A 23480-nucleotide genomic window follows, 5' to 3' on the forward strand; every position below is an offset into this window, starting at 1 on the left:
AAAAGATGAGGAATTGCCGCCCGAATCAAAATTTTATGACTAAATCGGTTGACAAAGGCTGTTTGTTATAAATAGCTTTATAAGCTCTGGTTAACTTTTCAGCAGCACAATCCCAGGTATAGTTTTGGAATATGAAATGGCGAGCGCGGTTACCCATTGCTTTTGACATTTGAGGATGATTTAAACATTGAATCAAGCCATCAGCAATGCCATTAATATTGATATCCACAATAAGTGCTGCTTTAGCAATTTCTGCTTCAGGAAAATTGCAGCCAGTCGTAATGACACATGGCAACCCTGAAGCCATACCTTCTAGGACAGACATACTAAAACCTTCTGAATATGAAGGTGCAACATATAAATTGGCTGCAGCAAGAGCTGCATATTTTAACGATCCTGTCAGCATACCTGTAAAGGTAACTGCATCTAAACACCCCACCTGCTTAAAAGCGGTTTTAACTTTAGGTAAGTATCCGATACTATCTGGACCCGCTACAACTAAATGAGTTTGTGGAAATTTTTTATGAACTTTTGCAAAGGCAGGTGCAAGTAAGTCTAAACCTTTTTTAGGGTCAATACGACCAAGAAACAAAATCAAAGTTTTATTGTATGTGGAAGGAAATTGCTGATAAAAAATTTCTGGTTCTGGTAAGCTGATAAATTCTTGGCTATGAACTCCATTAGGAACAACAACAGGGTTTTTTAATCCAAGAGACTTAACATGACTGGCTTCAGAATTAGCAATCACTTGTATGGCTTTTGCTTTCTGAAGGGCTGGTTTTTCAACAAGATTAAAGTAAAGTTTCTTTTTCCAGGCTTTGTATGACATTGCCCAAGGCTCTAACATCCCGTGAGGGGTCATAACATATGGAACTCGATGCTGCTGACAGAGCCAATGAACAAAGGAAACAATTGGAGCAAAAATTGTATTGGTATGGACAATGTCGTAATCACTAATATGCTTTATAAGCCATTGAATTAAAGGTAAGCTAATAATAAAATCATTGCGATTCCAACAAGCAAAGTATTTGATTCTATAATTGTTCCCTTCTATCCATCTATTAAGAGGAACAGGGAGTTTCTCTGATTGATTAGCGTTTGTTGTGATGAAATCAACTTTAGTGCCAAAATTGCTCACTGATTCAACCAATTCTTTAACTGCCTTAGAAGTTCCACCATAATTGGAGCCAATATAAGGCGTGAAAATCAAAATTCTCATAACAAAATATCTACCTATTTAAGGTTTTGTATGTAGCATGAATTGCCTTGAAAAGACCATCAGCAAAATTTTGAGGACTACATTTATCTACTATCTTTTGGCTTAATTGTCCCATTTTTATTCTTGAAGCTGAATCCATTTGATGGATAGTTAACAAAGCACGAGTTATATCTTGTTGACTTTCTGGATCGAACAGCAGACCATTTTGGCGATCGCAAACAAGTTCACGAGCAGCTCCTACGGTATAACTACATAAGATTGGTAGCCCAGCTGCACAAGCTTCGTTAACGACTAAACCCCACTGTTCTTGCAACGCAGGATGTACAAAAGCGTTAGCTAATCCATACCAATATCCAATTGCTTGATAAGCAATAAAACCGGGTAAATGAACACAGTCCTGTAGTTTGTTTTCTCGGATTAGATTGCGAATATATGGTTCTTCTTCTCCACTACCACAAATCACAAGATCCCAAGCTTGTTTGGTACCAATTTGGTGGTAGTAAGTGGCGAAAGCTTTTACAAGACGGGATACATTTTTGCGTTGGAGCAACCGAGTCACAACAATGAAATAAGGTTTGGTGGGAATTCCAGGGTGTTTTTGCCTTGTCAAAGATTGCTCGAACCTTGCCGTTCGAGCAATCTCTGTGAAATAATCGTTATCAACCGCATCGTAACCTAGAAAAATTTGTTCTTGAGGAAAACCTAGCTTCGTTAGATAATCACGGTGTAGTTCTCCACCAACAAGTGCAGCATCATACTTTCTGATATAAAGCCAAAATTTGAGTTGCTCTTTCCACCATTGCCGTGTTTCATCATCCCACTTTGTTTCACTCATCACAATGGCTGGTACTTGTTCGCGTTTACACCACGTTAATGCCGCACGCGATATGGGAAATCCCCATCCAGGGATAACAACAATGTCTGGCTGAAGATGATTAAGAAAAAAAGGTATTAAAGAAGCAGCATTTTCTTGGATGTCGGTGAAGGAATCAGTTTTAGAGACAAGTGTTTCTAAAGGAAATGTTATTTCACGCTTTAAGTCCCCCCAAGGATGTTCTAAGGTATTATCTGTAACTTGAACTGCTGTTAAACACCACCCTTTTTGTTGACAAGCAGAATGTGCAGCACGCAGTCTAGCAGCATGATAGCTACCAACGTTCATAAATAGTATAACGATATGCATTTCTCTCGGAAAAATAGAGTGTAATGGTCTTAAAGGTTTAAATTTCCTAGTTTTTTAAAACTTTGTGAAAGACTTCCTGATATTTTTTGACATACAATTCATTACTAAAGCGGTTGCGAATCATCTCTCTTGAACTGAATTGAAATTTTTGATAGATGTCATTATGTTTTATTACCTGTAAACAATATTCTGCTAGTTCATTAACATTATGTTCTTGAATTAAATAACCATTTTCTTGATGAACTAAAACAGAGTTGGTTCCACCTTCTAAGACAGAAGCAACCACTGGAATACCATAACCCATTGCTTCCATGACTGTACGACCAAAAGCATCAGAATTGGAGTTAAATAACAATAAGTCTATAGCTTGATAAAAAGTCTCTATTTCCTTTTGCCAACCCAAAAATTTAACTTTCTTAGTTATCCCTAAATTATGAGCGAGTTCTTCCAACTCTTGACGGAGCGGACCATCACCAGCAATCAGGAAAAAGACATTTGGATAAGATTGAGAAACTTTGGCGCAAACCTGCAAAAAAACATCAAATCGCTTTCGCTCAATCAGCCAACCAGCATTACCAATCACAAAAGCGCGATCGGGAATTCCAAGAGTTTGACGAATTAACAGTTTTTTATCTTTGCTAACTAACGGTTGTAGCTGAGTTGAATTCTCAATTAAGTGTAATTTATGTTTGAGAAAAGGTGCTATCTGCGCGGTTTGCTCGAGTAGATAAGGCGAATGACAAATAATTGCATCATAATCATTACCAAAATATTTATAAAAGACTTTCCATCTTAATAAATTGGGATTATTATATTTATGACAAAAATGAATGCCAAGTATTTTTTTATGTTTATTACCTTTTATACTGAGACAACCGGTTAGGGTGGGACCTGTGACTAAAATGATGTCGCCTGAAAAGCGCTGAATTTTTCGTTTTAAAGAGAGGTGAGACTTATAACCAAAAGTTCCTTTATAGGAGTTATCTTCTACAGGTATATTTAAAGTTGTAAATATTTGTTGACCAGAACCTGAAGGTGTGACGCTTTGTATCTCCCACTTGATACCTTTATTCTGAGTTTCATTGACTAAAATGTAGGCAGCTTTTTCCATGCCTCCAAGGTTTAAACACTGAATTAAATTGAGAATTTTCATATTTTAATACTGAATTTATCTGTCAAAATTTTGTGATTGAATATACGAAAAATGATTCTTTTTTCTAGCATATAAAGCTACCAAACCTATAAAAATAGCTTGAAAGATAGCCTCTTGTAGAAATCTTCCTATACCATGTGTTAGACCAACCATTGCAGGACTTACGAGTCCCATATAAAGAATTCTACTAAAAGTACTTTTTTGATAAACAGATGATATCCAAAGATGCTTGAATAGGTAGGCTATCAATCCAAAAGTAAAGCATCCAAAGTAACTAAATTCTATAAAAGAATCGCCAACGCCAGTTATAGTGTAACCGTTAGGTATAGTATAACCATAGAAAGAGGAAAGATACTCAACATACTTATCAAATAAGTTCACTTGTAAAGATTTTTTTAATTCAAAACCGACAATTTGTCCGGGTACATATTGAAATATAATGCTATCCCAATAACCAGAACCAAAACCATATAAACCTGTACGTTCTACTACGTCCATCAATAATGCTGCATTTCTGATTTCTAAAAGCTCTCCTTTTAATAACTGGTTAAATGCCTTTTGCGCGATCGCTGAGACTGCTTGCCAATTACCGCTAAAAACTAAATTCCAAAAACCACTACGTACTTCACCAAATAGAGGAATCAGAATAGTCATGAAGATTAAAGCGGTAATAACTGACCATCTTGGTGGTATTAAGCGACGACCCATCCATAATGAAAGACCTATGATAATGATCAGCGTCATTGTCGGTTGACGACGACCACCAAGAACACTTTGTAATAGAGGCCAACTAGAAATTGCTGCACAAGTTAGATTAAGAACATTAGGACGCTTCAATAATTGCAACAGAAAAATGGCGAAAGCAATATTTATAACCTGACCTAAAAAAAGATATATGGTTGCTGGTCCTGTCCAGTTACCATTCGCTGCAGTTTGAACAGCAGTACGAGAAAGTAAAAAATTAAAGAAATAGCCCTGAGCCATCAAAGCTATTCCTCCTATAAACAACTTACGCTCATCAATCGCAATATTTAAATTTGACAACCAATTTCTATTCGGCTTCATCTCATAGCCGATGAAACAAGCAGCAGCACACATAGTTGAAAATAATAAGACTCGTTCTACAGATGCTAGAGATGCTGCACCTGGATTACTTATTAAGGCAAACGCTTGAGGTAGGAAAAAGGAAACAAACATACTACCCATAAAAAATGGATATTGGTAAATTCGTTCTACACGAATCACTCCCCAACCTAACAAACTGATGCAAACTATAATAAATAAATTTTGATACAATTCAGTCATTAAAGTAATATTACTCTCTCAATTTCTGTAAAACATCATCTTCTTTTTCTCTTCCTCTTACTTTGCGCTCTTTGCGTCTTTGCGGTTTTTTTCACTCGTCAATTGTTAGTTAATAAACTACTAGAGTGTCAATAGTGTTTTGAAGGGTTCGTAGTTGCGCTGTCTTCGCGCTTAGCGCAACTACGAACTTAAATTAGTAACCCTCAATTTAAACTTGACAGAGTACTACCTGCCTCAGTTTATTTTCTGATTCTTGCATTAAATTATCTAAATACTCTTGCGTGTTAGTTGTTTTTAAAGAAAGTTTTCTGGTGGTATACATATTCAACAGTTGATTGGCAATTGCATCTATTTCTCTAATAGGGACAATAGCACCATCAATTCCATCTCGGACAACGGAACCCGAATTGTCAGTCGTAATAGTAGGAACACCCGCAAGCAATGCTTCATAAGTTACCATTGCTGAACCTTCACAAATAGAAGGAAGTACAAATACATCCGCCCAATTATACAGATCTTTCATTTGAGCACGTGGAACTCTTCCCAAAAAATCGCACACATCACTGTATTCAGTAACACGCTGAGGGTTAATCTCTAAGGAGCCTATAACTTTACAAGTAAAAGGTATTTTTCCTTTAATTTGTCTCAGGGCTTTGAGTAAATAGGGAATCCCTTTCCGCAGGTTAACTGAACCGACAAATAATATTTTTAACCTATCATTACAATCTTGCGGTACAATTTCAAAAGATTGATGTTGTATTGATTGCTTATTTTTTAAGCGTCCTAATGGTACAACAGATATCTTTTTCCCATCTACTCCCCTAGCAATCAAGGAATTTTTGACAAAACTAGAGCCACAAATAATTTGATCTGCTAAGTCTTGTTCGCGTTGTTCTCGCTGCAATAGTTCTAAATCAGCATCACCTACTTTAAAGGGCGATAGCGACCAACCCAACCAGCGCTCCTCTTCTTCTAGTAAAAGTTTATGTACGAGTGACCATTCAGCGAGTGTTTGATCTAGAACACAGCGGATACCTCGTTTTTTGGCATATTCAAATAACTCTAGGCATGCACTATTAAATCCATAGATAGTATTGGCATCTCCTAAACCGTGTTGAAGAATTTGTTGGCAAAATTCTTGTCCCGCCCAAATAAATATTTTCGGTGCTTGTTCGGGTGAAGCTTTCTTCAAAGCTTGAAGATATTGATATCCTAATTTGGGGAAGTGAATGATTTGGGCATTTTTAAGTTCTGGTTCATATCTATCTAGACCTTTTTTAAGGAAATTGGGAAGATGATTGTAAATTCTAGGTCTTCGGAAGAAATTAGCAAATTCATTATGACCTGAGTAAAAGTCAGTGTAGAAACTATCCAAAATACCCCAATGATTAAATAGAAGAGGCTCTTGGTAATGTTTTCTGGCTCCTAGTTGTGCTACTAAAACCTTTGTATCAGACATTTTGATTGAGAATTTTTATTTGAAATTGCTGTATTGCCCACTTAGTCTAATTGAAAAATCTAATAAACATTCTGATGAAACCTCTTACATATTTAGAAAAATAGAGAATATAAACAAAATTCCATAATGGTATATAACATTGGGTTTTGTTGAGAAATAAAACGTCTCCATTATTAGCCTTTGAAAAGACTATGCAAGCAAATCCTAAAGATTTTAAGCGTTCTTTTATGGCTTCAACTTCTTTGTGAATGGGAAATACAAAATCGTGAAATTCAACAGTTAATTGTTTGACTTTACAAAGTGTTTCATCATTAATCGAGTTAAATAAATCAATTTCTGCACCTTCAATATCTACTTTTAGTAAATCTATACTTTGGATCTGACACTTTTTCATAAAACTTTCCAGAGAAATTCCTTCAACAGTAATCTTTTCTTTAACAGCACTAACAGCCCAGTTACCTATATGATTAAATTCTGGATTATCTGTCACGCAAAATTGTACTGGCTCATTTGAGTCAGATATTGCATAGTTAAATTTTTTGATTAAATGTGTTTCCTGAATCTTTTTGTGTAAAGAAGGTAGAGCTTCCACTGCATAGCATTGGCATCCAAATAGCTGACTGACTTCATGAGAGAACTGACCTAAATGAGCACCTAAGTCAATAACGACAGAGTCAGATTTGATTAAATTGGCGTAAAAGTGATGACCTCTAATTGAGACCAACCCAGATATATCTTGGATAGATTTCATAAGCTTAATTAATGTTGTGTATTGATTTATTTCAAAGAATCCAATTTGCTTTTTGAACAATGACTGAGCCTGAGAAACCAGGTATCTCCCAGATACCTGGTTTCTGACTCCCTTCGGTGCTATAAGACTACCGAAGACATATTCCTCTTTCTTCGTGCTCTTTGCGTCTTTGCGGTTCATTTAGATAGATAATCTTTAGGCGGGAAGGGAATATTTCAGGGTTTCTGATTTCACGATTCAATTAGGATTTCTATACTACATTGTTGTTTTATACGAAACTTCATACCATTTCCGATCGGATTTTTGAAATTTCAGTTTTAGTTGTTCGCCCTTACCACTCAAATATCTATCACTTTGACATTTAACAGTAGTAGAGCTTTGAGGAAATTTTACTTGTGCGTTACTTGCACCACCTATAATAAGAACCTCTTGCCCATTAACATAGCGTTCGGTACTCATATCGACGTTGATGATTGGATTACCTGTATGGTTATGTACTATAATTTCTTCACATTTTGGCTCAACAATGTAAGGTGGTTTCTGCCAGAAATTAGCTATTCCCTGTAATTCTCGTCGCTCAACCTTTATATATTGATTGTTGCGAAATAAGGGTCTCTCATTTGTCAAACTAGTAGATTGTTCAGGAGTTCGACAATTTTCAAAATGATTTTCTTCTATCACTATATTTTGGAAATCTCCAAAATAAAATATGCAAGCATTTTTCTCAAGCCGCTCGTTACAAAAATGATAATTATTGTAAATATAGATATTACTTATTTCACCTGTTAAATTTGCTGTAATTGATGGTTTAGTCTCTCCAATAATTTTATTGTTGACAAATTCAATATCATTGTTTTTTCTACTTGTTAAAAAAGCACTATCGCAATCATAAAAGTTATTATCTTTTATCAGAAGATTATTAATCTCAAAAGCACAAATACCAGAAAGTGATTTGTGAAATGAGCAGTTAGTAATGATGTGCTTATGAATGGACGGGAATTTACCTAGTGTTAAAACTAAACCATGATAAGTAGAATTTTGAAAGATACATTGCTCAAAATAATAAGACTTGTTGGGTGATAAAGCTGCATTTTCAACCCAAGCGGTTGCCGTTTGAGAAAATTCACAGTTAGTTACAATTAAATCTGCTTCAATACTCAGCATTGCCGCATTGGAATTATGCAATTTACTGTTTGATAAAATGACTTTTTGAATTCCATCTCCACCACCATAAATGACCTCTCCTCTAAAGTCATGCACGTAAACAGAATCAATAGTGATGTTGTCTAAGCTGGTATTAAAATCTAAAACAATCCCTTTATGGCTCAGATCCCAGCCATCTCCACTCATGGGGTCAGCTGGCCATTTATTATTTCCTGTGAATCCATTTATACCACCACTTAATTCTAAATTTTTGATGACAACATTTTTCCTTGGTTGTTTGGGGTTGAGAGTACCCTGAACCATAATTCCGTGACCCCTGACAACATTTCCATCAATAACAGACCAGTCTCCTCGACTATGAAGAACCGTTTTTCCAATACCATCCCCGAAAAGCACGATATTATCGTAGTTAATCACAATTGAAGATGGTTCTTTAACAGTTAAAGAAGGTGGAGTCACTTGATATTGACCTGCAGGTATGTAAACATTTCCGCCACCTTTTGTCCCAACTGAATTAATGGCAGACTGAATGGTAGCTGTGTTGGCTGCAATAATATTAGGGTCGTTAGTAATACCACTTGTGAGCGGTCCAAAGTCTACAACATTCACAAAATCTGTCGGTAAAATTTGAGCTTGTACAGATTGAATTGGGTGTAAATTTTTGGTTACAGCTTTTAATAGGGAAGTTTTACGTAGCAATCGTAACACACTGGCTAAGGAGCCTAAACTAATGAAAGCGATTAGAGTACGACGATTCAACATAACTACAATTGCCGTAGTAAATTTTCAAGAGCCTGGGCGCGAACTTGCCAAGTATTTTGCTGAGCAAATCTTAGTTGATGCAAGCTTTTTTCGTAGGCTTCAGGCTGTTGAGAAAAGGCTAGTTGCTTGCGTATGTACGTGACAGCATTTTCTACATTGTGAACAATAGTAATCCACTCAGGATATAAACGGCATTCTGGGATATCAGTACTGAGAATTGGGCGACCACTAGCAATACCATCCATAATTTTGGTAGGACAAGCGGCTTGATTAAACGAGTGCTGCACTACGTAGGGAATCCAATTGATTGCAAAAGATGAGTAATACTGTGCAACTTGGTCGGATGGGACTTTTCCAACATAACGGACATTAGGCATTTTAAGAACTGCCTTCAGGGCTGTATGCCAATCTGCGCTCATTTCTTCAGCAGATACATCGATACCACCAACAAAAACAAAGGTCACTTCTGGGCAAGCTTTTATGACATCATAAATCAAGTGCCAATCTAGACGATCGCCTAGGTTACCAACATATCCAACAGTCATTGCTTCTGGTGGGTTTTCTAGTTGGTTGTTTAAATAGGTTTCTACCGTTCCATGTGGGTAATGGTGTATGCGATCGCTTGCATAAGGATGATGTTTTTGAAGCGCCATTTGTTGGGAGTGGGAAGAGCAGAGCGTAATCGCAGCACGTTCTATTAATTCTTTTTCTTGTGCTAAGATTTGGTGCTTGCGGTTAGGTCGATACAGAGCATAATCATCAAAATTGTAGTATATTAACCGCTCTGAAGGAACCTTGCGAACCCAAGGGGCAAAGTGCGGTTCAGAAGCTACGATCCAAGGGCTTTGTCCTGAAATTTGTTTCAGTTGTTGGTACCAGCTTTTAACGAGTTGTTGTAAGTAGATTCTAAATAGCTTCTCTAATCGTCCTGCGTAGCCCGTGGGTAGTGTTTTAATTGACCGTTTGAGCAAGGGTGGAGGAGTGCGACTAGACCAATTGGGGCGGAGCCGATAGTAAGTTTGCCAATCATAAAAATGTACAGCGTGGGTAGAGTATTGTTGAGATAGAGCTTCTGCTAGACCATAAGCCCAAGGACTGTTTGCACCCAAAAATAGAAAACTTAGTTTTCCCATATAATTTATGTATATTTTTATCAGTTACTGAGTCTTGCGCTCACCAACCACGCAAATCTCTCAGCCAGTAACCAAGATAAGGCGATCGCCCAATAAATTCTCTAATGGCTGAACGTAAAGGGGTGGGCAAAAGCTGAAAACGTCGAATTGGAGGTTGATAAGCTGTTGGTTGCTGACCCCTTTGACTCCTTTCAATTGGTTCAAGGGTAGAAATGCGATCAATCAGAGATTCGTATCCCTTCCACATGACTGCTGCATTAAAGTTTGACCGTGCATGTTCAATCACAGCAGCATGAAAAGTTTGATAATTTTCACAAACATCAAGCACTGCTTTAGCCAAGGCTTGTGTGTTACCTAAAGGTACAAACAACCCTGTAGTTTTCGCCTTGACTATTTCTTTTGTTCCCGTGTTTATATCCCAGGCAACTGGTACACATCCCATACTCATTGCTTCAATTGTAGCCATACCAAATGGCTCAACTCGACTAAGCATCAGCAAAACTTTGGTTGATGCAGCAGTAGAAAAGATAAAGTCACGTTGAACATGACCGCGAACATGAATATGTTCGGAATTAGGCAACCGCTCAATTTGAGCCTTAAATTCTGCACTCACATGACCGAACCAATGTAACTTTCCTGCAAACCCCATTTTAACTAACTGTTTCCACAACTTCAGGACATCAAATGCTCCTTTGAGGGGATTATCACCACCCAAGAAAAGTAGGTCATTTTCCTGCAAAACGTTCAGTTCGATTTGTTCTGGGAAAACGCAACCGTTGGAAATCACAAAAAGTTTCTGAGTTTGTTTTAACCGATGTCGGAACTGATTAGCTACAGTCTCTGATACAGCAACTATTGCCTCTAAATTTTGTTCTTCTTTAAGGGCTTGATGCCAGTACTGAGAAGCAGTATCATGAACAACATAAACACACTTAGTGTTCGGGGGTACGTAAGGAATCGCAACATCAAATTCTCCACAGGCATTAAAAAATACCACGTCCTGTGGATTGTCTTTCAACCATCGCAGTAGAGCTGCGGGTGCTTCTGGTGCATTAGCATACAACCCTAAAGACGATACTTGGAAATTATTGTTAGTACTTATTCTAGTGGGTGTAGCCAGCAAGAGCATAGTTGTTTTATGCCCCGCTTTGGCAGCTTGTTCGCAACAAGATAAAGCAACAGGAGTGATTCCACCACTGCGATCGCTAGGAATTAGCCAACAGACTTTCATTGGTATGATTTGATTTTTCAGAATTTTCAAATTTATAAAGAATTATGATGCCGTGAGAATTGATTGATCTCACAACTTGTTTTGAACAGCGATCGCGCTCTGGCTAAGTTGAAATGAATCGTTATGAGAAACTAAATTTTCAACATTGGCACATTGTTGAATCATCTCAATATAAGAGGGACGAAGTTGCTCCCAACTAAATCGATTGTAGATGTTGCGATGACGAAGGTAATATTTAGACTCACTATAACCTTCTGCTAGTACCTGAGTTATTAAATTTGCTAAACTTCCTGTCAATTGAAAATTCGCTAAATATCCATCTTTTCCTACTACAAATTTGGTGATTGCATAATCATGTACCAAACAGGGAAGACCGTAAGACATCGCCTCTACAAGCACTCGTGGTAACCCTTCTCGTAAAGAAGCTAGTACAAAAAGATCGGCAACTTTATAATAACTCAAAACCTCATGCTGTTTAACAGTTCTTACTTGAAAATTCTCAGAACCTAATAATTGAACCCCAAGGTTAATAACTTCATAAGACTCTATGTCTTGTTGTCCCAATAATAAAAGATAAGGTCGTGGCTGAGGTAAGCTAGCAACCTCACGAATCAGATAATCCATTCGCTTGTGAGATTTATCAATCATTCCTACAGAAAGGATTAAGGGCTGATTGTCAGGTAATCCGAGCTTAACGCGTAAACTTTTCTGTTCAGAAGGCGTAAGTCTTTGTAATTGTGGTGAAATGTGGAACCCATAAGGAACCAAACTTTGGTTTTCTACTGGAACTCCTGCATCTAAAGCTTGTTGCAAGTGAAATGGAGTCAGTTGTTGTATGTAATCCCATCTTGGAAAAGGAGGTTCTTGTGGAGAGCCATTTGAGAATAAAAGTTTATATCTTTTTTTAGTGAAACGTCGCCAGTGCCAAAGCGCGTGACCTAAGTTGATATCACTGAAGTAGATTATGTCTGGGTTTTCTCGATAAATATGTGGTAACAGACTCAAAAAAAATGTCGATTGTTCTATGTTGTAGCCAGTTCTTCCTGTTAATTTACCTAGTTGAATAGCTTTCCCATCACTGCGAGGTAAATTCCACAAAGTCACCTCTTTCTCATGAGGTTGTCCGGCTCCTTTAAAGAGTGTTAGCTGAATCGAGGGTTCACCTATTAATGTATCAAAACATTCACGTGTAAACGACTCGAAACCACGCTGTACGTGTCCAAGCCCAGAGCAAGCTATAAAAACTTTAATCATATATATAGCAGTCCTATTTGAGTTGTAAAGTTATTAACCGCAAAGACGCAAAGAGCGCAAAGAAAAGAGAGAAGAGAGTATTTTACAAATGACTTAGTGAAAAGAAACCCGGTATCTGGGAGATACCGTGGTTTGGTGAGGCTCTGTGAATTTCATCTCAAACTTCTTTTAATTTGCCAAAGCAGCCATTCGGGTATTAAGAATTTGAAAGGTGCAAGCTGACCAAGGGGACTACTTGTATGACGAAAACCATGATTTTTGTACAGCTTCAACCAGTGATGTAAACGTTGTCTGATAGGCATGATTGTGAGATGAGATCGAATCAGTTGGTCAAAATCGAAATCACAACCATAAACGTGTGGTATAAAAACATCTGGTTCTTCAAGCAACATTCGATCTATTGCAGCTGATGGTGGAGTGTGTCTGGACACAGTCGCTGCAAGGTGATAAATTTTATCTAAAGAACTCAGCCAATATTCGCCTACGTGGGTTTGTAGAATTTTGTTTTTGGTTGCTTCTCCAAGGTTTAGCCGCAAATCTTCATCTTCTACTAACCGTGATAAAACTACCGTATATTCTTTAAGATCTCGCACGCGTATAAGATTACCCGTCAAACCGGGCATATCAGCACCTAGAATTTCACATATATCTGAGGAATAGGGGTATCGAGTTACCAACGGGACTCCGTAACTCCCTGCTTCTAGTAATGAAGTATTTGAGATAAAGGGGTATGAATCAACGTAAATGTCAGCAGCTTGGTAAAAAACAGCTGTGTCTAACCGCTCTGGTAATGAGATGATTCTCCCCTGAGTTCTCTCAATCGCATCCAACCAATCGTCTCTCTCTCCTGAACCAATGACAATCAGAACAGCTTGTTGATATTTTTGTAACAGGGGAACATGAGCATCAGCATAGCTTATGCCATCAATGGTTTGATACTTAGTTGCTCTAGCAATGGAAAGCAGCAAGACACCGTTCTCCGATAAACCTAGCTGTTGCTTTGCCTCTTGGCGAGAAAGTACCCTCTGAATAGGTTCCACAAGAGTCGGAAGCAGTGCGTTACGTTCTGGTTCAATTCCTCTGCGCTTTTGTGAAAGGCGCATCCCAGATTCACGGAGGTTTGCCAAAACATCGCAAATACTCCCTCCTAACCAAAAGTTATGGTCAGTGTGATTAAGAAAGATAATCGTTGGCAAATTTTCCCGATCCGCAAAGGCAATTATCGGAATAACATCGTAATTATATATATGTAGTACTATTGTATCTGCTGCTGCTGCAATTTCCCGCAATTGTTTTGCCCAAGAGATTAAACTGCCAATCGTTTCATTGAGTACGTATATCTTACCTCCACTCTTCGTTACCGCTTCACTGAGAAGTTTTGGTATGACTGCTCGTGGCTCCTCTGTGATGACAAGGGAATGATAACGTTCTGTATCCTGTTGAATCCAACGGCGCAGCATCCTACCATGTCCACCGAAACCCACTACACTGGTAGCAATATGGAGTACGTTCTTTGGTGTTGGGGGTGTAGCCTTACCCTTGTTTGAATAACAGTCTTTTGGCAGGGCTTTTCTGCCAATCTCTATGAGCACCTGTTCAAGTTCGGGACTGGCAAAAAGACCGCAATGATTGAAATTTGCACAAACAGCTGCCATTTTGGCATAGACAGCGGCTGCATCATAATTACCGCATCGGACAAAATCTCTCGCTTGTTCCAGCAAACTGCGGAACACCTGAAAATTTTTTTGAATGATGCGCTGACCTTCTTCTCGCCAAAGGTTGAGTCTATCGTTAGCGATCGTCTCCATATTATTCTCTTGCTAACTTTTGCAATCTTTTAGACTTTACAAATCGTTGTCAAAGTCCCGACGACACAATCTTGTTCTTGTTCAGTCATTTGATGGAACAATGGCAAAATTATGGAACGCTCCTGAGCCTGTTCGCTTTCAGTTAAGCGCTGACACTTTCCCTTTTGGCAATCACAGGTATTAGCATCTATTCCACAAGACCAAGCTTCACTTTGATATGCACTTTCGCGGTGAGCGCACATAATTCCACGCCGTGTCGAAATACCTGCATCTAACATCGCCTGCATGACTTGCACTTGGTCACACTTCTCTGGTAAACGTACACAATAGCTTTGCCAGTTGCTTCTTGTCCACGCTGGCTCAGTCGGTAATTTCAATCCTGGCACATCTGCTAACAGTTCCTGATATCGCTGTGCCAAATAACGGCGGCGTTCTACAATTTCTGGTAGGCGTTTGAGTTGTTCCCGCCCGACTGCTGCTTGGATATCAGTCATGCGATAGTTGAAACCCAACATGGGGTAAGACTCAAAAATAACTTGCTTGGCACCGTGACGCACTGTATCAGGAACGCTCATCCCATGTTGTCGCCAAAGGCGAAACAGCTTATCCCATTCAGGATTGTTTGTCGTTATCATCCCACCATCGCCAGTGGAAATCACTTTGCGGGGATGGAAGGAGAAACAGGCAATATCCCCATGGGGTTTGCCAATTTTTTCCCATTGCCCATCCCAAAGAATTTCACTGCCGATCGCACAAGCTGCATCTTCTATGACTGGTAACTCATAGCGACGGGCAACATCTAAGATGGCTTTGAGGTTACAAGGCATTCCCATCTGATGAACAATGAGAATAGCACGAGTGCGATCGCTAATCGCCGACTCAATTAATAACGGATTAATATTGTATGACTGCGGTTCAATATCCACAAACACGGGAATTGCGCCACAGTAACGAATACTATTAGCCGTAGCAATATAGGAGTGGCTGACGGTAATCACCTCGTCCCCAGGCTGCACACCGACAGCTAACAATGCCAGATGCAGTGCTGTGGTGCAATTAGAAACAGCACAAGCATACTTTGACCCCACATATGCTGCAAACTCCTGCTCAAAAGCCGCAACTTCGGGTCCTTGGGTAACCCAACCAGACAGAATAGGACGTTTAGCCGCCTCAACTTCTGCTTCACCCATCCATGGTTTAGCAATGGGAATACTTTGCATTTTCTCAGACATTGCTTGTTTCCTTTGCCAATTTTTGTTCCCGCCACCAATTGACCAAACGAGCCAATCCTTCTTCCAAGGAAACTTGTGCCTCAAAACCAAGTAATTTCTTAGCTTTGCTTGCGTCTGCAAGTCGGCGCTGCACGGCGTTCACTTTACGTTCTGGACCGTATTCTGGTTTTAAATCTGACCCCATCACTTTTGCTAGAGTACAAGCTAAGTCATTAAGACTGGTTTCAACGCCACTTGCAACGTTAAACACTTCGTCAGTCACATCCGCTTTAGCAGCCAAAATGTTAGCTCTGGCAATATCTTCAATATAAACAAAATCCATGGTCTGCTTACCATCACCAAAAATCAAGGGTGGCTGACCTGCGGCGATGCGATCCATCCAGCGAATCAACACCTCAGTATATACACCGTAAATATCCATGCGCGGACCGTAAACGTTGAAATAGCGCAACGCTACATAGTCTAAGCCATACATATCATAGAAACTGCGTAACAAACCCTCGTTAAAAGTCTTAGCCGCACCGTAGAGGGTGCGGTTATTATAAGGGTGATGGGATTCTGTCGTAGGAAACTCTTCTGCCATACCGTAAATGGAAGCGGATGAAGCCGCGACTACTTTTTTCACCCCGGCATTGACTGCTGCTTCCAATACATTAAAAGTCCCATCTGCCAGTACTTCCAAAGCCAGACGCGGTTCTTCAGCACATTGAGTGATACGGATAGCTGCTTGATGAAAGACGACATCTACACGTTGCATGACATCAGCTAACAGTTCGCGATCGCGAATGTCACCTTCAACAAGAACCAAATGCCCGTTTTCTCTTGCCCAAGCTAAGTTCTCACGCCGCCCACGTGTGAAGTTATCTAGGATAATAATCTCAGAAGTTCCTTCTTTAACTAGCAGATCGGCAATGTGTGAGCCAACCAAACCGGCTCCACCTGTAATCAAGACTCGTTTATTTGACATTTTCTTTTAACCTGATTATTTCCTGTTCCAGAGTTTGAATGCGTTCTAGTAAGTCAGATGCCTTTAGACCTAAAGTACTTTTAACAGACTTAATGATGTTTGCTGCTGCTGTCTTTTCTTCGCCTTCAAATTGAACTTCATAAATTCTTAGTACTCCATCCCCTGTCAGCACATCAACATAACCTTCTGTTTTCGATCTGTCGATTATTCTGCCTGGGATGCGTCCTATATAGGAAGGAGGATCGTTAACTATCTTGGCTTGCCATATCAGCAATTTTCGCCCAAGTAAGTGTGTATAAGCGCCAGGGAAGGGAAAGACTAATGCCCGAATCAGACAGTCTATGCTTCTGGTTGATGCAGACCAATTAATTTCACCATCTTCAGGAAGGCGAGTACAACCATAGGTAGCTTCGGCGTTATTTTGTACAGTTCCTTGATAACCATGTAATAATTTAATAACCGTTTCTCCTAAATGCTGTCGCTGAATCTCATTTAACTGGCGATATAGATCGGCTACAGTATCCTCATAACGAATGGGAATAAGTTTCTGAAAGAGAATATTTCCCCCATCTAGTTCAGCGCTGAGCTTATGAATTGCGATCGCTGCACAAGATTCATCATTAACGATCGCCCAATTCACATTGGCACGACCCCGATAATGAGGTAAGGGGGAATAATGAACATTGACAAAAGTAGACAGTTCAATGAGACCCGGTGGCAGAATGTAATTGTATGATGAAACCACCACACAATCTGGCTGAAATTTTAATACTAGCGATTTAATCTGCTCCTTGGAAGTCTCTGAAAATATTGGGATACCTGCTTTGTGAGCAAAATTAACAACAGGATCGTCTGTATTGGAATCGGGGTTTACATTTCTGACTACTGCTTGAACGTGGCATTTAGAAGCTAAAGATTCTAAAGCACTTAAGGTGGTAATACCCATTCCAATTAAAAGGACATTAGCCATTTCCAACTTACCCTTACAACAGTTGAACAAATTTCATTTCTGCGTCGCTGGAAGATTTCCGCCAAATCACTTCTGCGGCTTTCAGTCCTCCTGCTTGCAGACGGATAATTGGTTCTGGTCCCACTGCTGATGGCAAGATACCCATATGTCCTGGCTTTGGCTCAACTTCTGGGCATACAGGTATGTTATGGGATAAAAAGGCAGATCGATCTATGTCTCCCCAGTACTGAGCCACCAACGCTCCAGGCCAATATTTGGCGATCGCAGTTGCATCTGTTGCAGATAGTAGCGGTTCAAAGCGCAGTTGCAAAGCCACTAAGATAGCATCGTATGTTTTATCGGTTGGAGCAGCTGCCAAACTATCAACGGTATCTACACAAGCACCAGCATTGACTAAACCACGTTCAATAAAGGAACGAAAAGGGTTATCGCACAACAGCAAAATATGACTTGTGTAAACTGCGATCCCAGCGTCTAATAAGAGCTTCACTGCCATGATTCCCAAAAAGGAAAATACGTCTACAGATGGATGTTGCTCATTCACTCCAACCACATTGATACTTCGCTGGCGACAAGCTATCAAATCCACGTCTTCTGGTCTAAACTCCCATGCTTCATACATTAAGCCAATAACTGCATTTGGCTTCATCCAGGCAATCATTTCTGCATTAATAGGACGCACGTGTCCGCTATTGGTAATGATGTCGGCTTGGGCTACGACATCTTTGGATTTATTTGTGAGAAATTCGATCTGCTTGCTGACCCCTGCAATTTCAGCTATATGCTGTATATTTGCTTTTACCTCTTTTACAGTACCGTAACGGCTGTTCCGAGCGATCGCGAATACCTTATCTGCCCCTGCCATTGCTGCCAATACAGGTGTGACTGCATATGCTCCCGTTGCTGCTTCGGTTAGGACTGTCAGATCTTGAAGTTGCAAATCGCAACGCTGAATTGCCTGCTGCATTAAGGTAACAAGGCGGTGGGGATTTAAACCAGGACGCGTGTCGGACATTAAACTTTTACCCCTTGAGGAATTTTGATATTATCCGCAACAGTATAAATTTGTGCTGTTGTAAGTTCAGCGTACATTGGTAACGAAAGAACTTCTTTTGCGGCTTGTTCTGAATGAGGAAAATCTCCTGGCTTGTATTCTAAGTATGAGTAAGCTTTTTGTAAATGTACTGGAATGGGGTAGTGGATACCTGTTTGAATGCCTTGTTCCTGTAAACTCTGTTGTAGTGCATCTCGGTGCTGTGAGGCGATCGCATAAACATGATAAACGTGATGGCTGTAGGGCATAACAGTTGGAGTTGTGACACCTGTATCTGCCAATAATTGGTCGTACAGCGCTGCGTGAGTTCTCCGTGCTTCAGTCCACTTATCTAAATAGCGTAACTTCACCCGCAAAATAGCTCCCTGGATACCATCCATCCGATAGTTGTAACCCTTAAGAACATGGTGATATCTGCGTTCTTGCCCCCAGTCACGCAGCATTCGCATAGTCCGGGCATATTCAGGATTGCTAGTAACAACCATGCCTCCCTCACCATAAGCACCCAAGTTCTTACCAGGGTAAAAGCTGAAACATCCTATGTCCCCCAGACTACCAACTCGTTGCCCTTTATATTCTGCCCCATGAGCCTGAGCCGCATCTTCTATGACAATCAAATTATGACGTCGAGCAATCTCCAGAATTGGCTCCATATCTACTGGTTGACCGTACAAATGCACGGGCAAAATAGCTTTAGTGCGTTCGGTGATTGCTTTTTCGATTTGCGTAGTATCTATGGTGTAGGAAACAGGGTCAATATCTACGAAAACGGGTGTAGCACCAGTATAGTAAATTGCAGCAACGGTAGCAACAAAGGTGAAAGATACGGTTATGACTTCGTCACCAGGACCAACACCAGCTGCTAGTAATGCTAGGTGTAATGCACTCGTACCTGTATTGACAGCAATCCCGTAATCAGCGCCACAGTAGCCTGAAAATTCCTTCTCTAAATTGGCTACTTCATCTCCTAAAATAAATTGAGTGCTTTCCAGTACCTTGAGAACAGCAGAATTGATTTCATCTTTAATACTGGTATACTGAGATTTTAAATCCACAAATGGAATCATGCTGCTACCCTCGCTAAATCAAGTTCAACCAATCGACCTTGTCTCTTCATAGACTCTGAAGCAGCTTCAAGAATCCTGACGATTTGCAGTCCTACTTCTCCGTCTGTGATGGGACGTTCTCCTTTACGAATACAATCAAGGAAGTGTAACGCTTCTACTCGAATTGCTTCCGTCATCTCTAAATGTGGTGCCCACATATCCCCAGCGCGATAACCAATCAGCATCTGGTACACGCTCTCAGAATTGCCATTGACTGTCGTAATTCCTTTGTCGTAAATCTTGACTTTTTCACTAGGTTCTAAGTCATCGTAAACAATCATTTTTTGCGTACCGCCAATCAGCGTGCGCCGTACTTTCACTGGTGCTAACCAGTTGACATGGATATGAGCAATTAAATTACCTTCAAAGAATAATGTCAAGTAGGCAATGTTTTCTGGTTCTCCAGAAACATGACTCATACCTGTAGCAGAAACAGCATATGGTTGAGATGACAGTACATAGTTCATGATTGCAAGGTCGTGTACTGCCAAGTCCCAAATGACATTGACATCGTGCTGAAATAGCCCTAAATTGACTCGCACAGAATCGTAATAATAAATATCGCCTAAGACTTTGTTGGCAATTAGATCTCGCATTTTGCGTACAGCACCCGTGTAAACAAAGGTGTGATCCACCATCAACACTAAGTTACGGCGTTCTGCTTCCTCAATCAGCCTCATTGCTTGATCGGAGGTGGCTGTCATTGGTTTTTCTACAAGTACGTGCTTACCTGCTTGTAACGCTGCTAAGGCTAAGTCAAAATGTGTACTGACTGGAGTCGCGATCGCAACAGCATCAATCTTTGGGTCAGAAAACATATCTCGACAATCCGTCGTCACCTGAATAGACGGATAACGAGATTGTACTTTTGCCAGCAATTCTGGTTTAAAATCGCTGACCATTGTCACTTGAGAGCCGGGGATTTCTACAAAATTTCTGACTAAATTTGGACCCCAATAACCATAGCCAATGACACCAATATTAATGTTGTTTTCCATTGTTTCTTGCTCACTGTTTTATAAAGGATTGGACTTCTGACCAAAGCTAAGAAAATGAATAATTAACCGCAGATGCACGCAGATGTACGCAGATGAAATCTACTGATGGCAGAAGTTTATTAATTTCTTTTGAGGAGTTGGTTTTTCATATTTTTCAAGCTCATAGTAAAAGAAATTCCAAAAACTCCGATAATTAGATTATTTTCTGGAATCTGTTGGGGCTGTTTGGCAGTAAATAAAGCATAATTGGCTTTTTCATGACTTAGGGTAAAAATGTCTTGGCTTTCTCCTCTAAAGTTAGACCATCTCGTTATATAGTCATCTATTTTGTTGACTATAAATAGTGACTGATTACTAGCAATTATTCCTCTATAAGGAACTAAAACAGAGGAGCTATTATTGAGTTTTGATGGAATAGCTGGCTGACTATTCAGTAATAATGCTATATCGTCAACAACTTTTCTAGCTGCTGGTTGGTTGTTCCAAAAAGTAGGTGTATTGAAACCAGGGTTACTAGGGAAGCCAAACAAGTTGAGAAAAGTATCAGATTTGAAGGTTATATCATAAGTCACACCATCAACTACAAAGTCTTCAATTTTACTGACACTCCCCGTGCCATTGTATATGATTTGAGTGGCTTCAGCAGGATTTACAGTGGTTGTGATGGCAAAGCTACTAAGGATAGACACCACACTCCAAGTTAGTTTTGATTTCATGAACTCTAGCTTAGTTTCTTAATTGTTTAATCAAGGTGATGATTGAAAAACAAGTATTCTCTTCGCGCTCTTTGCGTCTTTGTGGTTAAAAAATGTTTTTGAACCGCAAAGACGCGAAGGACACGAAGGAAAATGACAGAGCTAGGTGAGCAAAGCCCTACCTACAGTACTTAAAATTTTTTACGAGTGATTTAGGATTCTTAGATCTGTCATTTCTAAGTTTTGACAGCGATCGCGAACATCAGCTACTTTCTTAGCTGGTACTCCCACGACAATGGCATAGTCAGGAACATCACAAGTAACGACAGCCCCAGCCCCAACGATTGCCTTTTCACCAATTGTCAGCCCTGGAAGAATCGTAGCATTACTTCCGATAGAAGCACCGTGCTTGACTTTTGTCTTGATTACACACCAGTCATCAGCTGTTTTTAAAGTGCCATCTTCATTAGTAGCGCGGGGGTAAAGGTCGTTAGTAAACATAACCCCATGACCAATGAAGACCTCATCTTCAAGAATGACGCCTTCACACAAGAAACTGTGGGATGAAATTTTACACCGACTTCCGACTTCAACATCTTTCTGGATTTCCACAAAAGCTCCAATTTTAGTGTCATTGCCGATTGTACAGCCATAGAGGTTAACTAAATTAGAGTGGAAAACTTTAACATTTCTACCCAACTTTACATCATTGTTTACTGCCATTCATTCACCTTTTCATGACTAGATGTGATGGATTTGTGCGTTGTCCAAACAGAATCTTCCAAATAAAGACACTCATCAGATTGCCATTGATACTCTTGCCGCTCAATATTATGCATGCTGACTTCAAACGGGCAAATTTCTCTGAGGTTCTCAAGCAAAGTGTCGCTACGGCGTTCTGAAAACCATGTTGTTAAGGTATATGAACCCATGTAGAGCCGGAATTTCGGTATTTCACATCTTATAACAAATGTTCCAGGCTCTCTACGAAAGGGCGCATCGGGTTCACAAAACCAAAAAATACAAATAGGTTGTTGAAAAGCACTGATGACTTGGAAGGAGAACCACAGACTCTCATGAGGATGAGTTACGTGTAAAGCAAACTCAAAGATAATTGGTTTTCCCCAACAATGAAAACCATCTCCTTCAGAGGTATGTACTCTCGCCCAACCCACATGATTACCCGTTTTTGTCAACGGAGCTTCGTAGTAAGCTGGTTGTTCATCAACAAGTTTTTGACCTGCGAGATATAATCTTACAGCTTGTTCGGTATTCCCATCGTACTGAACTTGTCCTTTAGAAAGGAGTATACATCGCTTGGTCAATTGGGCAATAGCCTGCATACTATGGCTGACAAACAAGACTGTCCGTCCTTCTTTTATGGCGACATCTTCCATTTTCCCAAGGCACTTCTTTTGAAATGCTGAATCTCCCACCGCCAGAACTTCATCCACAATTAAAATTTCTGGTTCTAAATGGGCTGCAACGGAAAAAGCAAGGCGCACATACATTCCAGAGGAATAACGTTTTACTGGAGTGTCTAAGAACTTTTCTACCTCGGCAAAAGCAACAATTTCATCAAATTTCTTCTTGATTTCGGATTTGCTCATACCTAAGACAGAACCATTGAGGTATATGTTCTCTCGTCCGGTCAGTTCTGGGTGAAAGCCGGTTCCTACTTCTAATAAACTGGCGACTCGTCCTTGAATAGTGATGGTTCCTTTGGTTGGTTCGGTAATTCGGCTTAGGACTTTTAGCAGTGTTGATTTTCCTGCTCCATTGCGTCCAATCACACCGATGGCTTCACCTTGCGAAATTTCAAAACCAACATCCTTCAATGCCCAAAACTCTTCACGAAATGAATTAAGTACTTTCTTACCAGAAGGTTTGAGAAAGCTTTTAGCGAGAGTTTTCGCTCCTGTGGCGATCGCATCCCGGAGAGATTTGTAACGATAGCGACTAGAATGTTCTTCTTGGTGATTGAGGATGTACTTTTTACCTAAATTTTCTACACTAATGACTGAATCAGACATCTG

General features: G+C 39.9%; 20 protein-coding genes. All 20 read right to left on the bottom strand.

The window, feature by feature from the left end; all coding sequences use genetic code 11:
* Window positions 1-25 precede the first annotated feature (25 nt).
* The 20 genes from WA1_RS04255 to WA1_RS04350 all read right to left on the bottom strand — a co-directional run bounded on the left by WA1_RS04255 (window position 26) and on the right by WA1_RS04350 (window position 23477).
* Window positions 26-1219 carry a glycosyltransferase gene (locus tag WA1_RS04255; RefSeq protein WP_017743296.1) on the bottom strand — a complete coding sequence of 398 codons (1194 nt, stop codon included), beginning with the start codon at window positions 1217-1219 and terminating at the stop codon, window positions 26-28.
* A gap of 10 nt (window positions 1220-1229) precedes the next feature.
* Entirely contained in the window at window positions 1230-2381 is a 1152-nt protein-coding gene (locus WA1_RS04260; protein ID WP_017743295.1) for a glycosyltransferase family 4 protein, read from the bottom strand.
* A 67-nt stretch (window positions 2382-2448) separates the two neighbouring features.
* Entirely contained in the window at window positions 2449-3555 is a 1107-nt protein-coding gene (locus WA1_RS04265) for a glycosyltransferase family 4 protein (protein ID WP_017743294.1), read from the bottom strand.
* A 15-nt stretch (window positions 3556-3570) separates the two neighbouring features.
* On the bottom strand, window positions 3571-4860 hold the full coding sequence (locus WA1_RS04270) for a hypothetical protein (protein WP_017743293.1): 1290 nt from the start codon (window positions 4858-4860) through the stop codon (window positions 3571-3573).
* Between the two features lie 208 nt (window positions 4861-5068).
* Window positions 5069-6319: a glycosyltransferase family 4 protein gene (locus WA1_RS04275; protein WP_017743292.1), complete on the bottom strand. Its 1251-nt coding sequence runs from the start codon at window positions 6317-6319 to the stop codon at window positions 5069-5071.
* Between the two features lie 46 nt (window positions 6320-6365).
* Complete coding sequence (locus WA1_RS04280; protein ID WP_158516592.1) at window positions 6366-7070, bottom strand: FkbM family methyltransferase; 705 nt, start codon at window positions 7068-7070, stop codon at window positions 6366-6368.
* Window positions 7071-7325: 255 nt separating this feature from the next.
* Window positions 7326-8843, bottom strand: coding sequence for a right-handed parallel beta-helix repeat-containing protein (locus tag WA1_RS04285; protein WP_158516593.1), 1518 nt, complete (start codon window positions 8841-8843; stop codon window positions 7326-7328).
* A gap of 155 nt (window positions 8844-8998) precedes the next feature.
* Entirely contained in the window at window positions 8999-10129 is a 1131-nt protein-coding gene (locus WA1_RS04290) for a glycosyltransferase (protein WP_017743289.1), read from the bottom strand.
* 40 nt (window positions 10130-10169) lie between these two features.
* Window positions 10170-11360 (bottom strand): glycosyltransferase family 4 protein, encoded by a 1191-nt coding sequence (locus tag WA1_RS04295; protein WP_017743288.1) that lies wholly within the window; start codon window positions 11358-11360, stop codon window positions 10170-10172.
* A gap of 69 nt (window positions 11361-11429) precedes the next feature.
* The gene (locus WA1_RS04300) at window positions 11430-12614 is read right to left on the bottom strand and encodes a glycosyltransferase family 4 protein (RefSeq protein WP_017743287.1); all 1185 of its coding nucleotides are present in this window, start codon (window positions 12612-12614) and stop codon (window positions 11430-11432) included.
* Between the two features lie 152 nt (window positions 12615-12766).
* A complete protein-coding gene (locus WA1_RS04305; RefSeq protein WP_017743286.1) occupies window positions 12767-14422 on the bottom strand; it encodes a glycosyltransferase in 1656 nt (551 codons plus the stop codon).
* A gap of 29 nt (window positions 14423-14451) precedes the next feature.
* Window positions 14452-15654 (bottom strand): DegT/DnrJ/EryC1/StrS family aminotransferase, encoded by a 1203-nt coding sequence (locus WA1_RS04310; protein WP_017743285.1) that lies wholly within the window; start codon window positions 15652-15654, stop codon window positions 14452-14454.
* Window positions 15647-16621, bottom strand: coding sequence for an SDR family NAD(P)-dependent oxidoreductase (locus WA1_RS04315; protein WP_017743284.1), 975 nt, complete (start codon window positions 16619-16621; stop codon window positions 15647-15649). Before WA1_RS04315 ends, WA1_RS04310 begins: the two co-directional genes overlap by 8 nt.
* Window positions 16611-17591 carry a methionyl-tRNA formyltransferase gene (locus WA1_RS04320; RefSeq protein ID WP_017743283.1) on the bottom strand — a complete coding sequence of 327 codons (981 nt, stop codon included), beginning with the start codon at window positions 17589-17591 and terminating at the stop codon, window positions 16611-16613. The genes WA1_RS04315 and WA1_RS04320 overlap by 11 nt, the downstream gene beginning before the upstream one ends.
* Before the next feature lie 13 nt (window positions 17592-17604).
* Window positions 17605-18606: a hypothetical protein gene (locus tag WA1_RS04325; protein WP_017743282.1), complete on the bottom strand. Its 1002-nt coding sequence runs from the start codon at window positions 18604-18606 to the stop codon at window positions 17605-17607.
* Window positions 18606-19712, bottom strand: coding sequence for a DegT/DnrJ/EryC1/StrS family aminotransferase (locus WA1_RS04330; protein ID WP_017743281.1), 1107 nt, complete (start codon window positions 19710-19712; stop codon window positions 18606-18608). The genes WA1_RS04325 and WA1_RS04330 overlap by 1 nt, the downstream gene beginning before the upstream one ends.
* Complete coding sequence (locus WA1_RS04335) at window positions 19709-20749, bottom strand: Gfo/Idh/MocA family protein (protein WP_017743280.1); 1041 nt, start codon at window positions 20747-20749, stop codon at window positions 19709-19711. Before WA1_RS04335 ends, WA1_RS04330 begins: the two co-directional genes overlap by 4 nt.
* A gap of 119 nt (window positions 20750-20868) precedes the next feature.
* A complete protein-coding gene (locus WA1_RS04340) occupies window positions 20869-21465 on the bottom strand; it encodes a hypothetical protein (RefSeq protein ID WP_017743279.1) in 597 nt (198 codons plus the stop codon).
* Between the two features lie 180 nt (window positions 21466-21645).
* A complete protein-coding gene (locus tag WA1_RS04345) occupies window positions 21646-22167 on the bottom strand; it encodes an acyltransferase (protein ID WP_017743278.1) in 522 nt (173 codons plus the stop codon).
* A complete protein-coding gene (locus WA1_RS04350) occupies window positions 22158-23477 on the bottom strand; it encodes an ABC transporter ATP-binding protein (protein WP_017743277.1) in 1320 nt (439 codons plus the stop codon). Before WA1_RS04350 ends, WA1_RS04345 begins: the two co-directional genes overlap by 10 nt.
* Window positions 23478-23480 lie beyond the last annotated feature (3 nt).

The sequence above is a fragment of the Scytonema hofmannii PCC 7110 genome (assembly GCF_000346485.2).
GTDB classification, from domain to species: domain Bacteria; phylum Cyanobacteriota; class Cyanobacteriia; order Cyanobacteriales; family Nostocaceae; genus Scytonema; species Scytonema hofmannii.

Coding starts and splice junctions, on each gene's coding strand:
- WA1_RS04255 (WP_017743296.1), bottom strand. CDS start 1,219: ATGAGAATTTTGATTTTCACGCCTTATATTGGCTCCAATTATGGTGGA.
- WA1_RS04260 (WP_017743295.1), bottom strand. CDS start 2,381: ATGAACGTTGGTAGCTATCATGCTGCTAGACTGCGTGCTGCACATTCT.
- WA1_RS04265 (WP_017743294.1), bottom strand. CDS start 3,555: ATGAAAATTCTCAATTTAATTCAGTGTTTAAACCTTGGAGGCATGGAA.
- WA1_RS04270 (WP_017743293.1), bottom strand. CDS start 4,860: ATGACTGAATTGTATCAAAATTTATTTATTATAGTTTGCATCAGTTTG.
- WA1_RS04275 (WP_017743292.1), bottom strand. CDS start 6,319: ATGTCTGATACAAAGGTTTTAGTAGCACAACTAGGAGCCAGAAAACAT.
- WA1_RS04280 (WP_158516592.1), bottom strand. CDS start 7,070: ATGAAATCTATCCAAGATATATCTGGGTTGGTCTCAATTAGAGGTCAT.
- WA1_RS04290 (WP_017743289.1), bottom strand. CDS start 10,129: ATGGGAAAACTAAGTTTTCTATTTTTGGGTGCAAACAGTCCTTGGGCT.
- WA1_RS04295 (WP_017743288.1), bottom strand. CDS start 11,360: ATGAAAGTCTGTTGGCTAATTCCTAGCGATCGCAGTGGTGGAATCACT.
- WA1_RS04300 (WP_017743287.1), bottom strand. CDS start 12,614: ATGATTAAAGTTTTTATAGCTTGCTCTGGGCTTGGACACGTACAGCGT.
- WA1_RS04305 (WP_017743286.1), bottom strand. CDS start 14,422: ATGGAGACGATCGCTAACGATAGACTCAACCTTTGGCGAGAAGAAGGT.
- WA1_RS04310 (WP_017743285.1), bottom strand. CDS start 15,654: ATGTCTGAGAAAATGCAAAGTATTCCCATTGCTAAACCATGGATGGGT.
- WA1_RS04315 (WP_017743284.1), bottom strand. CDS start 16,621: ATGTCAAATAAACGAGTCTTGATTACAGGTGGAGCCGGTTTGGTTGGC.
- WA1_RS04320 (WP_017743283.1), bottom strand. CDS start 17,591: ATGGCTAATGTCCTTTTAATTGGAATGGGTATTACCACCTTAAGTGCT.
- WA1_RS04325 (WP_017743282.1), bottom strand. CDS start 18,606: ATGTCCGACACGCGTCCTGGTTTAAATCCCCACCGCCTTGTTACCTTA.
- WA1_RS04330 (WP_017743281.1), bottom strand. CDS start 19,712: ATGATTCCATTTGTGGATTTAAAATCTCAGTATACCAGTATTAAAGAT.
- WA1_RS04335 (WP_017743280.1), bottom strand. CDS start 20,749: ATGGAAAACAACATTAATATTGGTGTCATTGGCTATGGTTATTGGGGT.
- WA1_RS04340 (WP_017743279.1), bottom strand. CDS start 21,465: ATGAAATCAAAACTAACTTGGAGTGTGGTGTCTATCCTTAGTAGCTTT.
- WA1_RS04345 (WP_017743278.1), bottom strand. CDS start 22,167: ATGGCAGTAAACAATGATGTAAAGTTGGGTAGAAATGTTAAAGTTTTC.
- WA1_RS04350 (WP_017743277.1), bottom strand. CDS start 23,477: ATGTCTGATTCAGTCATTAGTGTAGAAAATTTAGGTAAAAAGTACATC.